Consider the following 12,434-nt stretch of genomic DNA (forward strand, 5'->3'; position numbering starts at 1 on the left):
GAGCCTCCGTAACTACATAGATAGAATTGCATGGTCGATGGACACTCTTGGATGACGACCTTGGGTATTGAATTTTTTCATGGCTTCATTAAATACATCGTCACTTGCCCCATCTAGCGTATACTCAAACGCTTCGATTTTTTCTAGAGCGTCCCCTTTCGAATCAGGGAACATATCAAGCCCTTCCTTAAAAATATCGATGTATGAAATCAGCTTATAAATGGCGTTAACTTCATCTACCGCTTTGGCAGATTGGCACTTGTGGCACATATCAAACTCAGCGCAAGGCAAGTCTACGCCTAGCGCATAGTTCGTTTCACGTTGTGTATTCTTTCCATCAATCATGACTTGCTTCCCATCGCAAGCTATTCCATTGGGGTTGGTTTTACGCTTTTTCTCACCTTCCTCGTATGTCAGCATCGGAATACCGCGCCTTTTAGCAACAGCATCTTTTGCTTGCTCTAAGTTATCGCCAAAGAGGTTTTCGATGACTTCGATACCCTGAGAAAGAATGATTTTATTAAGTGATGGAAGCCCGTTTATGTAACTTCTCTCTATTGTGTCTCGCTTGTTTTGGAGCAAGCTTTGAACGGCTTGAATGCCTCCCTCCGCATAGGCTTGATTGCTGCTCATTTCTCGCCAGCGACTTGATTGAAGAGAGAGGTAGTAATGGTTGGGTTCAACAGACCATCGTCCCATGAGATTGGCTGAAATTGGGCTAATACCTTCCCAATCAGAAGGAACATTTTTAGAAGTTCTTGTTAAAAGCAGTCGTTCGTATTTCTTAGGCTGTTTGTCTGCTTTTTCTTTTGCATATTGCTCTATATCTTTAATAAGCGTTAAATCACAAGCAGGAACTTTGAAGTATCCTGTTTCTCCACTTCTATAGTTAAAAGAAACGGTAACATTGCCATCTTTATCAATTTCGGAATAGGTGATCGGAAGTAAAATCCCTTTAAGCGGTAAGTCTGTGTAGCAAGATAAAATGCAGTAGGCACTGTTGGTCGCTCCTTGTCCTGCTTTAGCTTTGGAAGCTTCCTGCACTTCTTTATGGACAACCATGCGACCTAAATGATTCACGACCTTTTTTAACATGATGGTTTGTTGGTTTCGGTAGGTGTAAAACAGCTCTTTAAACCAAGGTAGATTACCCGCCCGATAAGGCGATAGCAGGTGCAGTTTGTTAACGAGGCTTTTATTTAGCTGTGTCAAATTAAAGGTATCATTGACTTCTGAGTAATTGTTGAGAGTAAAAAGCAGCTCAGAGCCATTTTCACCATTGCCGTAGAGTTTGGATAATCGTTCTAGTAGCTTTAAAAACTTCACGCCATCGCGCTTATCAACGTCAAATGACTCACCCACTAATAGGGCATCGACTTCACTGTTGGCGCGAGGCTTATAGCTTGAAACCTTGACTATTTGTAGGCTTTTATCTCGCTCTTCGGTATGAATATGAATTGGGTGGGCGATTTGTCGAATGTTGCTGTCGTTTAGTGAGGTAAAAAAGCACATTAAATGATAGGCAGCACCCATCGCAAGGTTAAAAGCTGAGGCAGCATTAACAGCATTGTTATTTTTGCTACGTCCACCTACATTCACTTCCAATGATGTAGGAATTTGAACCGTTTCCTCATGCAAACCAAGACTAATGATAAGAGGCAGAGTTTCGGGTAAATGTGTGTTGTTTTCTTTAGCTGCAATGAGCTGTGGTGTAAGGGAGAAAAACAATGACTCTAATCGTGTGACCAGAAGCTTTTCTTCTTCATCAGAGTATCCTTTATGTGGCGTATTTTCTCCTGTAAACCCACGGTGATTTCTAGCCCAATCGGAAACAGGTAAGCCGCACCATTCAAGTGCTGTGCGAAGGGGAGAAAGCAAACCAGTAGCGCTTGATTCTTTAATGCCTAACTCATCACCATGATTGTATTCCCATAGCCGTTTTGCGGGGTTAAAAATCTTGATACGATGTCTTAATTCACCATCGTTGCCTGCATACTTCAAATAGCCACTTTCGGAGAATGGGTCAGCATTTAGTGCATCACTAATAACAAGGTAAGCGCGTAAGTTCTCATAGCATCCAGTGACGCTTTTTGCAGACTTGCCATTGCTGACATATTGATGAGCTTTTTTGCAAAAAGACCTGATAAATACGGTTCGGCTGCCTATTTTTTCGTTTTCTTTGTTAGCCCTAAAATGCAATAGATGAGAAATATCGAACTGCTGTACTTGAGTTGACCTAGTATCTTTATAAGGAATATCAAGATTCAAAGGAACAACATTTTGATTGCTTCGCACATGCTTGACGGCTTTGGACTGTTTTGCGATTTTACTCTTCGCCATTACGACCAATCTCCATTTATTTTGCGGTTTTTGGTTTTAGCAGTGTTGATTTGGTCGTCTAGCTTATTCATGTACTGAATGTACTTTTCAGTGGTCGATGTACTGGCGTGTCCCATTAATTGTGCTAAGTCACCCATAAGGTAGTCATAGCTAACATGTCGTACTTTTGATTCTTCCCAAAGCCAGTGAGTTGCAAAGGTAGAACGTAAATCATGAATTCGGTAATACCAAGATGAATCCACTTCGCGAATCTGCTTTCTAAGGTTTGAAAGGTGCGTTTCTAATGTATTGACAGAGTAAGGCACACCTTTGTTTGAGAGAAATAGGTACTCAACGGTATCCATTTCGCTGCCTGCCTGAAGAAGCTCATTGCGCTTGTTTAGGTTTTTAAGTTGCGCGTGACTTTCTTTGTGTATCTCTAGCTCTTCGTACAGTTCGATGGGGATTTCTACGGTACGCGCCTTACTGCCTTTAGTGTGGGTAATTTTGACAGGTACAGTTTCTAAATCACTGTAGTCAGCGTTTCCGATATCGTGAGCGGGGAAGTGAATGGCTTCATCTATTCTAAGTCCTGCTTCGATACATAGACGAAAAATGAGTTTTGTCGTATTTGGGAGTGACGTTATATGATCATTAAATAAGACTTTGTGCTCGGGATGCATGGGCTTGAGTTTTTTGTGAGCAGGCGTATTTTGTTTTTTAGGAAACATCTTCATGATATTGGAAGTTTCATAAGTACGCTTAGAGCCAGATTTTGTGTGAGCCAGCATATCGTGTTGGTTTAACTCCTGATGCACTGTCTCTGTGGTGTAGTGGGTAACGATATTTTCATAGTTATTTTTGATGTAGCCGTTTTTTTGCATCCACTTATAGAATCCAATTACCACGCCTATATAGGTGCGAGCGGTAGATAAACTAAAAGCCTCGCTGCCATTAGAGCCTTCAATATCATTGCAGTTCGCAAGCAGGAACTCAGCAAATCGCCAGGGAGCACCTTCTTCTTCGTACTTCGATAGAGTTTTATACGTTAGGTATTCACATGGTATTTCATGACCATCTTCATCAACTTGAGAGTGGTGAGTCGAATCCAAATAACGAGTGAAAGCTAGCAAACCTTTTGCGATTGAACCTGTGTCTTTTACAGCCCCTTCACCACGCAATTTAGATACTAGGTAAAGAGACTGTGGATAAACCACTCTACCGTCAGGAGCAACGATGATATCGGTTTTCTTTATGCGTGATTTTAGATTAGAAGGAGAGAGATCGGGAGAGTATGTCACCTCCCCTGATTCAGTATCGGTATTTGTAGAGATTCTTAGCTTTGCTAATGTATCGACTTCGACAGAAAGAAGTCGGTAGTCATCATAAATATCAGAACATTTTTCTTTGTACGTCTCTATCACAAAACAATCCTCGATATGCTACCCACATATCAAAGATAGAATTGTCATAAAAAAACGTCAAGGTTTTTTGTCATGAAAAATTTCTAAGGGTAAATTTCTTCTCGCCCCAAACGCCAAACTGTTCTGCCACGGCATGATCTTCGTCTGACAATAGGCTGAAATTAAGGTTATCGCGCTCGATGAACTTACCTAAACGTTTGACCGGATCGATGCTGACACCTAATACAACCACATTGTGGGCATCTAACTCGGCTTTGGTATCGCGTAGGCCTTGAGCTTGGACTGTACATCCGGGTGTCATTGCTTTCGGGTAAAAATAAAACAGCACTTTTTTACCAGCAAAGTCGCCTAAAGAGACGGTATTGCCATCTTGATCAAGCAAAGAAAAAGCGGGTGCTGCCGTTCCAGCGGTGAGCGTATTCATGGGCGTTCCTTTTTATTGACTGTTTTTAATGAAGTTCAATGAACCGATGACGCCAAGTTGCTGACACAATTCAGAAAAATCCTCTTGGATTTGCATGAGGTTGCATTCAGAGTCGACTGATGCGGTTAATGCTAAATGATACTGATCGTGTGCTGCTTGCACCTTATCTTTATCAATCGTTTGTGCGCTTAATGAAGAGAGGCCAATATTCTTTTCGGCAAAAAACTGAGTGAATTTTTCGGTGAGCCCCACTTTGTCGTCAGATTCAATAAAGACTTCTAGCGTATAGCTATTATCTTGGTGGGCATGCTTGGCGGTACGCTTCATCATAGTGATGAGGTCATGCTCTTGCCCGAGCAAAGGCAAGGTCGTTTCGACGCGGGTAATCGCAGCGTTGTTGCCTGAGAGCAACATAATGAGCGTAAATTCACTACCAAATAGGGCAATGCGGCTATCAATAATATTGCAGCCAGCACGAGTAACAAGACCAACGACTTGGTTGCATACCCCTGGACGGTCACTGCCTACCGCTGTAATTACCAGATGCTGAGTCATACTATCACTTCAATGTTGTATTGATGATTAATCGGATAGCTTAGCATAATTAATGGCCAGAAAAATGGCGTGCTTGATCAAATTCTCAGCAATCAAAACCTTTTGGCGATAAATTGGCTAACCACTCGTAAATTCATGGCTTATCACGAAATCAAGGCCAAGAGTTGGCGGCGTGTTTATGGCTGAACAATATGACGCAGATCTGAATTCTGCCGCTTTGCGGTTATTAGAAAGAAATATTCCGGTAAATAGATGATTTAAGCGCCCTTAAGCGCTTGTCTTTTTTCATCGCCTTACAGTACCATGCAGAAAGTATCAAATTTAGGGAGAAGGACATGTTTTCAGGAAGTATCGTTGCGTTAATTACACCTTTTAATCTTGATGGCGAAGTAGACTACGTAAGCCTGAAGAAATTGGTTGATTACCATGTAGCAGCGGGTACTGATGGCATCGTTGCTGTTGGCACCACCGGAGAGTCTTCAACGTTAACTATCGAAGAGCATGTTAAGGTCGTATCGAAGACGGTTGAGTTTGCTGAAGGTCGTATCCCTGTTATCGCTGGAACTGGCGCAAATGCAACGCATGAGTCTGTAACATTCAGTCGCTTACTGAATAACTCAGGTGTTGCGGGTTGTCTGAGTGTGACGCCATACTACAATAAGCCAACTCAGGAAGGTTTATACCTTCACTACAAGGCCATTGCTGAAGAAAGCGATGTTCCACAAATTCTTTATAATGTTCCGGGTCGTACCGCGGTTGATCTTCTTCCAGAAACCGTTGCGCGTTTAGCTGAGATTGAAAATATTGTCGCATTGAAAGATGCAACGGGCGATTTAAGCAGAATTGCAAAACACCGTGAACTTTGTGGCGAAGATTTTATCTTACTAAGTGGTGATGATGCGACGGGACTCGATTTTGTTCGTCTCGGCGGTCAAGGTGTGATTTCAGTGACGAATAACGTTGCCGCAGCCGATATGGCAACCATGTTCCGCCTAGCGCGAGAAGGTCGCTTTGAAGAAGCCGAAATCATCAACCAACGATTGATGCCATTGCATAAGAAATTGTTTACTGAATCAAGCCCAATCCCTGTTAAGTGGGCAGCACATAAGCTAGGTTTGATTGAATACAGTGGCTTGCGCTTACCGCTGACTGAGTTGTCAGAAGCCTCGAAACCAATCGTTGCTCAAGCGATGTCAGAAGCTTGCATTTACTAAATTTAAGGACTGCTGAAGCGTAAAGCTTCAGCATTTATTTATCAGGAGTTTCAATGAAGTTGTCATCCCAGCTAGTCGTTAGTTCACTAGCTGTTTTTGTTTTAAGTGCATGTTCAGGCAGTGCCAGTCAACGCCGTCAAGCTCAAGATGACTTTGAGTACCTCAACACGCCGCCGATGAAAGAGTGGCAATCACTTCCAGGTGCAGAGCCAAAATTCTACACTAACTACGTGATCCCGCAGGGTGATTTCGCTGGTGGTATTGGTAACCAAGTCGATATTCGACCACCACAGCAAATTCTGGAATTGATCCCAGGGGCTCGGGTTGATCGTAGTAACGGCGATGTGACGTTGTGGCTACTGGATCGTGATGAAGCGAACAAAGTATGGCAAACGGCAGAAACTTTGCTGGATGAGCGCAATATTAGCGTGCGTGAACAGAATGACTCACGTATTGAAACTGAGTGGGTTACTTGGGTTTCAGAAGATGAAGATGCGCCACTATCTGCTCGTTACGAACTGTCTCGTTTCGAGGCGAATGGCCGTCAAGCGCTGAAATTGTCGCTGATTGATTGGCGTCAAGGCTCCGAGCAGTTGCCGGTAAGCTTAACCAATAAAGAGCGTTACAGTGCGTTAATGAGTAACCTGGTTGCGGCTCGCTACGATCTGGATATTCGTTTAGAAGCCGAGCGTAAAGCCAGTGAGTTGGTGAAACACATTCCAATTTCAATGGGCACAGACCGCTCTGGTTTACCGGTGATTATTGCCCGTGCTCCTTATGATGTGCTGTGGGCGCGCTTACCTAAACTGTTGCCTGAAATGGGCTTTAAGATTGAAGAGCGTAACCAGTCACAAGGTACAGTTAAAGCGAAATACGTAGAGCCAAATGATGAATTCTGGGCTGAAGTGGGCGTTAAACCGATTGAGTTGAAATCGATTACGTACACCTTCCTATTTGGTGATCTTGGTAACCGTACTTCAATCAATGTGACTGACCCTGAAGGTAAGCCGGTTGAAGAGCAATTGCTGAAAGATATGGTGCCAGTATTGGCTGCGATGGCAAGCAAACATCAGTGATGAACGTTTGGCTCGCCGCCCGTAGATGCACAACATAAATTGTGAAGAATAAAAAAGCTGACCAAGGTCAGCTTTTTTTTGTCAGTGTTTTTCGTGTAGTGCAATAAAACTTATGCGTTAAAGCACCATCGCCGCGATCCAACCGAAAATGATCAGTGGGATGTTGTAGTGGATAAACGTCGGTACCACCGTTTCCCAGATGTGCTCATGCTGTCCATCAGCATTTAGACCCGATGTTGGACCTAGCGTAGAGTCAGAGGCTGGAGAACCTGCATCACCCAGCGCTGCCGCCGTACCAACCAGTGCGATGGTTGCCATCGGTGAGAAACCAAATGCAGCCGCCAGTGGAACGTAGATAGTGGCAATGATTGGAATGGTTGAGAATGATGAGCCGATCCCCATGGTGACTAATAAGCCAACCACTAACATCAGCAGTGCTGCCAATGGCTTGTTATCACCAATACTGGTAGACAGTGAAGAAACCAGTGTTTCAACGCCACCTGTCATTTTCATTACGGCGGCAAAGCCGGCCGCTGAAATCATGATGAAACCAATCATAGCCATCATGTGAACACCTTTCGTGAACACATCGTGAGTCTCTTTCCAGGCGATAACACCACCAAAGGTGAACACCATGAAACCGGCTAGGGCGCCAATAATCATTGAGCCAGTCGCAAGTTGAACAGCCAGTGCAGCGATAATGCCTAACACAGCAATAACGATGTTTTTCTTGTTGATGGCTTGAGTTTCTTGATTCGGCTTGGTGTGGCTGGTTTCTGCATACTCACGAGGTTTACGGTAGGTAAAGAAAATCGCAGTCAGTAGGCCGAAAATCATACCCGCCGCAGGCAGTAACATCGCGGTTGGTATCTGACTTGCTACAACGTTATCAAGGCCGTTTTCACGTAGGTTTTTCAGCAAAATATTGTTGAGGAAGATACCGCCAAAACCGATTGGAAGTACCATGTATGGCGTAATCAAACCAAAAGTCAGGACACAAGCAATCATGCGGCGATCCAGTTTAAGTTTGGCAAAGACGCTCAACAAAGGTGGAATCAAAATCGGGATAAAAGCGATATGCACAGGGATAACGTTTTGCGATGACATGGTGACTAATACCAGTGCCACAAGCACTGCATATTTAAGGCCAGTGGTTGCCGCGCCGTTCTCTTTGCCATTTAGACGACGAATCACGCTGTTTGCCAGCAGATCGGTAATGCCAGAGCGAGAAATTGCTACCGCAAAGGTGCCTAACATCGCGTAGCTTAACGCAATGGTTGCACCGCCGCCAAGACCACTCTCAAAAGCAGAAACGGCTTCATTTAAGCTCATGCCAGATACAAGGCCACCAACGATTGCACTGAATGTCAGGGCTACCACGACATTCACGCGCATCAGCGCCAGTACCAGCATGACACAGACAGATATTACTACAGGATTCATAGTTAACTCTTTAGTTGTGTTGTACTCGTCCTAATTGAAGCTGCCGCGTTTCTTTCGTGCGCTTAGTGGCACCTTCAAGTTGTTTGAGTCTATATGTTATTATTTTTTATCTTCAGCATCTGAATCGATCAGCGGCCAACCACCAAGTGCTTTCCACTTATTAACGATACCGCAGAATAGATCGGCGGTTTTTTGCGTATCGTACAGTGCTGAATGGGCTTCTTTGTTGTCAAACTCCATCCCCGCCGTTTTGCAGGCTTTAGCCAGAACGGTCTGACCATAAGCAAGGCCGCTAAGTGCAGCAGTATCAAAAGTAGCAAAAGGATGAAACGGGACTCGTTTTAACTTGCTGCGTTCGCTTGCCGCCATGACAAAATTAAGATCAAACGTGGCGTTGTGCGCGACGATAATGGCACGACTGCAGTCAGCTTCTTTCTGTTCTTTACGGACTTGGCGATAAATTTCTTTTAACGCTTCAGATTCCGCAATGGCACCGCGCAATGGACTAAAAGGATCACGGACGCCAATAAACTCGAGCGCCTCTTTTTCTAAATTCGCCCCTTCAAAGGGCTCAACATGAAAATGAAGAGTTGACGCTGGATGGAGATCGCCGTTTTCGTCCATCTTTAAGGTAATGGCACAAATTTCTAATAGTGCATCCGTTTGGGCGTTAAAACCGGCAGTTTCGACATCGATAACCACTGGGAAATAGCCGCGAAAGCGTTTTTTGAGCGTCAATGCTTCGTTTTCTACAGTCATGTTGTAATAAATTAGTGTGACAAGGTTTGCATTATTGCAGATTCTAACTTCAATACCAATCAACATTAATTTGCATTTTCGGCCTGTAAGACGTGTGGTTTTTAACCATGTGATGAAAAGCACGTAATTTACTTAGCCATATTGCTTAACTTATCAGCTAACAAGGTTTAAATAACCTTGAAACAAGAAAAGTTGGCGGGAATTTTGCTTGATCAAAGAAATGGATACGGTCACTCTTGATAAGAGGCAACGCCGTGCCGCTAATGAATACAATAAAGAGAACCATAACGTCATGAAAATGCGCATTGTCACCAGTCTTGCATTATCCATCGCTACCTTTAGCTCAAGCAGTTGGGCAATGGATAAAGCCTATGGCGCAACACCAGGACAATCCAAGTGGCAGATGGTGGCGAATACACCACTTGAGTGCCAACTTGTTCATCCGATCCCTAATTATGGCGATGCGGTGTTCTCTTCTCATGCCAGTAAAAAAATAAACCTCGATTTTGAATTGAAAATGAAGCGCCCGATGGGGGAGACGCGTGATGTCTCTTTGGTCTCGATGCCGCCAGCATGGCGTCCTGGTGATAGCGCTGATCGCATGACCAATATTCGCTTCTTTAAACAATTTGATGGTTACGTCGGGGGGCAAACGGCGTGGAGCATTCTGAGCGAATTAGAAAAAGGTCGTTCCCCAACGTTTAGCTACCAGGAGTGGCAAAGCCGTGATCAGCGTGTGGAAGTGGCGTTGTCGTCGGTGTTATTCCAGCAATCTTACAATGTCTTTAGTGACTGTATTGCCAATTTATTGCCTTATAGCTTTGAAGATATCGCCTTTACTATTTTGCATTATGATCGTTCAAGTGTGCAGTTGAACAAAGCCTCGCAAAAGCGCTTAGCGCAAATTGCGGAATATATTCGCTACAACCAAGATATCGATTTGGTGCTGGTCTCAACCTATACTGACTCGGAAGACAGCAAGAGTGAGAGCCAAGCATTGTCCGAGCAACGTGCCGATGTGCTACGCACTTATTTCGAATCTATCGGTTTACCGGAAGACCGTATTCAAGTACAAGGCTATGGTAAACGCCGCCCTGTCGCCGATAATTCGTCACCGATTGGTAAAGATAAAAACCGTCGCGTCGTTATCTCGTTGGGACGAACACAGGTATAACCGGATTAAAGATCACGATAGAGGAAAAACCAGCCAATTAGGCTGGTTTTTTGTTGGTGCTGTATGGTGACGTTACAGCACTTATTGGGGGAGTCTTGTTTCGAGCAGATTAATGCAAGCGGAATTTTGCAATCAGGTTGCAATTGGTTGCGCTATCAATATTTTGCACCAAACGGGCAATATTGGGGTTAGGGTGGCGCTTCATAAATGCGACGAGCGCTTTTTTGCAGCAACCCATCGAATCGACAAAGGCATCGCAGTCGCTATTCGGGCATTGAGGTACTAAGGTCAGTACTTTTTCTGAGGCAAGCTTAAGGTATTTTAATTCGTATTTGACATCACCCATCACGCGCCAAAAGTTGGCTAGGTTATGGCATGAAACCACAGAAATGAGTAAGCGGTCTTCAACATCAATATGCTCAGCAAGGCAGATATCTTCACTGGCAGTCAGTGCTTGTTGATAATGCAAAATAGAGCGCAGATGATCGTGTTCTTGCAGCGCCATATCAGCAAGTAAAGTGTGTTTCTCCCAGTCTGAAATCTCCATCTTTCAACCTTTATTCTGTTCAGCATACCTCAAGATAAATTAATGGTAAGTGATAATTATTATCATGTAAAGCAAATAAAAAGAGCAGCCTGAGCTGTAATGCCAGTCAGTTAAGCTGACTGGCATTTTTTCTATTTGTCGCATATTTCTTGGGTTTCAGTTTCACCCAACGAGGATAATTTCTATCGTCTCTTCGGGGTGGTAGGATAAACATGGATATTTGCTGTAGTAGCACTTCATAGTGTTTAGGGAGTTTCCCTGGACTCGTTAAAGGTAAAGCTGCAAAGTATTGAGTCACAGCCATGGCACTACTCGTAAAGCTTAATTGGTTCGGCCAAACGCTATCTAAATTACTCGCTGCCTTTGTCATAACCTGCCTTATAAGGTTATAGGCTAACAAAATCCCCCAGAGCTCCTGTCTAACCATATCTGGGCGCTTACTTCGCAATGTATATTCACTATCAAGCAAGGTTTGCTTCATTTCTCTATAGCCTAATTCGATTTCCCAGCGATAGCGATAGAGCTCTACAATGTCTTCTCCAGGAAAGCGCAACCCATCACGCATTGAGGTAAGAACCTGATACTCCTTACCTTTGATGACTTTCGATACCAACCTTGCTTCTATTATTTCAGGCAGGTCACTGAATTTCTTCCTTGCCTGAGGTGATGTTTTTATAGCAACGATAGCATCACTCTGGCTGTATTTATGGACAACGTCATACTGAAAGTCTTTTCTCACAGGGAGCATCCAATGCCTTTCTTGACCGACTTTGTTCCAGCGATTAAGCAGTCCTAAAGAGTAATATCCTTTGTCAAAAATAGTCAGTGATTGATCTGGCGTTTGTTCAATAAGCTCTTCTGCGAGACGCATTTCGCTGGTGCGATAGTCAGAGAATGCACTATCGATTAGCTGATGACTTGTAAGCTCCATCAAGCAAACCATACGGATCTTAGGGTAAATATTCTCAGATGATTGATTGCACTGCGCTTTAAACTCTTGATGATTTTCGGGTGTATCTGTCGTTCTCCAAACGACACCATCGACGGATAGAAGGTTTAGTCCACACCAAGTTTCGAAGTTAGACGACTGATAGCTGTGCGCAGCCATCTTCTTAAAGACTTGCTTTACACCTTCTTCGCCTAATCTCTGTCTCGCTTGAACAACAGCACTTGGTGCAACAAAACGTCGTTTGTCTGGCAGGACAATATCGAGTTGGTTAGCAATATCCCAAACAGATTGTTGACGAAAGAGACTCATTCCAACAACGGACCAAAGTACGGCTTCTAAAGGTAACCGTCTTCTTCTAACGGTTGCGACACCAGCTTGCTCAAAACCTTGCTGGATAAGCTCTGGACTAAGAATGTCAGAGTATTTATCAAAGTGGTGGAAGGTATTACACGACCGAAAAGTATTGGCAAGTTGGCTTTCTAAAGACATAAAAAATCCGATATTAGTTTCCTAATATCGGATTTTGAAGCCTTTTGAGGATCGGTCAAAT

10 protein-coding genes and 1 pseudogene are annotated in these 12,434 nt (G+C 43.7%); 3 read left to right on the top strand and 8 right to left on the bottom strand.

Features of this window, described 5'->3' with window-relative positions; all coding sequences use genetic code 11:
• Nucleotides 1-12: 12 nt before the first annotated feature.
• The 4 genes and pseudogenes from RJD38_RS10740 to RJD38_RS10755 all read right to left on the bottom strand — a co-directional run bounded on the left by RJD38_RS10740 (nt 13) and on the right by RJD38_RS10755 (nt 4,722).
• Nucleotides 13-2,340 (bottom strand): hypothetical protein, encoded by a 2,328-nt coding sequence (locus RJD38_RS10740; protein ID WP_065429993.1) that lies wholly within the window; start codon nt 2,338-2,340, stop codon nt 13-15.
• Entirely contained in the window at nt 2,340-3,743 is a 1,404-nt protein-coding gene (locus tag RJD38_RS10745; protein ID WP_065429994.1) for a tyrosine-type recombinase/integrase, read from the bottom strand. The genes RJD38_RS10740 and RJD38_RS10745 overlap by 1 nt, the downstream gene beginning before the upstream one ends.
• Nucleotides 3,744-3,834: 91 nt before the next feature.
• A pseudogene (bcp, locus tag RJD38_RS10750) lies at nt 3,835-4,167 on the bottom strand (thioredoxin-dependent thiol peroxidase); the annotation flags it as partial.
• Nucleotides 4,168-4,179: 12 nt separating this feature from the next.
• Nucleotides 4,180-4,722, bottom strand: a complete 543-nt coding sequence (locus tag RJD38_RS10755; RefSeq protein WP_005595022.1) for a glycine cleavage system protein R — start codon at nt 4,720-4,722, stop codon at nt 4,180-4,182.
• 335 nt (nt 4,723-5,057) lie between these two features.
• On the opposite strand from RJD38_RS10755, the gene dapA reads away from it, so the two are divergent.
• Complete coding sequence (dapA, locus tag RJD38_RS10760; RefSeq protein WP_005595020.1) at nt 5,058-5,936, top strand: 4-hydroxy-tetrahydrodipicolinate synthase; 879 nt, start codon at nt 5,058-5,060, stop codon at nt 5,934-5,936.
• A 53-nt stretch (nt 5,937-5,989) separates the two neighbouring features.
• Nucleotides 5,990-7,012 carry an outer membrane protein assembly factor BamC gene (gene bamC, locus RJD38_RS10765; protein ID WP_005595019.1) on the top strand — a complete coding sequence of 341 codons (1,023 nt, stop codon included), beginning with the start codon at nt 5,990-5,992 and terminating at the stop codon, nt 7,010-7,012.
• A 117-nt stretch (nt 7,013-7,129) separates the two neighbouring features.
• On the opposite strand, the gene RJD38_RS10770 is transcribed toward bamC, so the two are convergent.
• Together RJD38_RS10770 and rnt are read right to left on the bottom strand one after the other, a co-directional pair.
• Nucleotides 7,130-8,455, bottom strand: coding sequence for a Na+/H+ antiporter family protein (locus tag RJD38_RS10770; RefSeq protein WP_005595018.1), 1,326 nt, complete (start codon nt 8,453-8,455; stop codon nt 7,130-7,132).
• Between the two features lie 99 nt (nt 8,456-8,554).
• Nucleotides 8,555-9,214, bottom strand: a complete 660-nt coding sequence (gene rnt / locus RJD38_RS10775) for a ribonuclease T (protein WP_005595017.1) — start codon at nt 9,212-9,214, stop codon at nt 8,555-8,557.
• A gap of 292 nt (nt 9,215-9,506) precedes the next feature.
• Between rnt and motY the strand changes: the two genes are divergently transcribed.
• On the top strand, nt 9,507-10,388 hold the full coding sequence (gene motY / locus RJD38_RS10780) for a flagellar protein MotY (RefSeq protein ID WP_009386078.1): 882 nt from the start codon (nt 9,507-9,509) through the stop codon (nt 10,386-10,388).
• Nucleotides 10,389-10,497: 109 nt separating this feature from the next.
• On the opposite strand, the gene RJD38_RS10785 is transcribed toward motY, so the two are convergent.
• Together RJD38_RS10785 and RJD38_RS10790 are read right to left on the bottom strand one after the other, a co-directional pair.
• Nucleotides 10,498-10,935 carry a DUF2753 domain-containing protein gene (locus RJD38_RS10785; protein ID WP_005595013.1) on the bottom strand — a complete coding sequence of 146 codons (438 nt, stop codon included), beginning with the start codon at nt 10,933-10,935 and terminating at the stop codon, nt 10,498-10,500.
• A gap of 106 nt (nt 10,936-11,041) precedes the next feature.
• A complete protein-coding gene (locus tag RJD38_RS10790; RefSeq protein ID WP_065430246.1) occupies nt 11,042-12,373 on the bottom strand; it encodes an IS4 family transposase in 1,332 nt (443 codons plus the stop codon).
• Between the last annotated feature and the right edge of the window lie 61 nt (nt 12,374-12,434).

It is taken from the genome of Vibrio scophthalmi (assembly GCF_040869025.1).
Taxonomy (GTDB): Bacteria; Pseudomonadota; Gammaproteobacteria; order Enterobacterales; family Vibrionaceae; genus Vibrio; species Vibrio scophthalmi.